At 69.6% G+C, this 632-nt stretch carries 1 protein-coding gene; it reads right to left on the bottom strand.

What is annotated here, in order from left to right; genetic code table 11:
• A partial coding sequence (locus AC1D1Y_RS26025) for a sensor histidine kinase N-terminal domain-containing protein (protein WP_477684897.1) occupies positions 1-632 on the bottom strand: 632 nt, incomplete at both ends.

Below are 632 nucleotides of genomic sequence, written 5' to 3'. Positions count from 1 at the left end.
GGCTTGCGCCCAGGCTTCCACCTGCGCCTGCAGCCCGGCCAGTGGTGTGCGCAGCTGGTGGGCCGCATCGGCCACAAAGCGGGCCTGACTCTCGGCCTGGGCATTGACCAGGCCGAACAAGCGGTTCAGCGACAGCACCAGGGGCCGGACCTCGTCGGGCGAGGCATCGGGGTCCAGCGCGGACAGGTCGCGCGGCGAACGACGCTCCACCGCATCCTTCAGCTCCAGCAGCGGCCGCAGTGCGGTACGCACCGCCCAGTTGACGGCGAAGAAGCCGGCCACGGCCAACACCAGGTTGGGCAGCAGCACCTTCAGCGCCAGCAGGCGCAGCCATTGCTGGCGCGGATCGGAACCGTCGGCCAGACGCACCACCAGCTCCCCGGCCACGGTTTGCACGCGTTGGCTGACGATGCGATAGGTGATTCCCTCGTACTCCTCGCTGGAAAACTCGGGCTCCTTGGTGGTGGGGGGCAGGCCGGTGAGCCAGTCGTCGCCCACCTTCACGCGGCCGTCCAGACCGACGACGGCGAAGGCCGACATGCCTGGCCGCGCACTAAGAAACTCGTCCACCGGTGGGGCCGTCAGCAGTACGGGCGGGGCCATCTCGGTCTCGCCGCGCGCAACCACCGAGT

Source organism: Polaromonas sp. P1_G1, from assembly GCF_056405595.1.
This window is presented reverse-complemented; position numbering and strand designations above follow the sequence as displayed.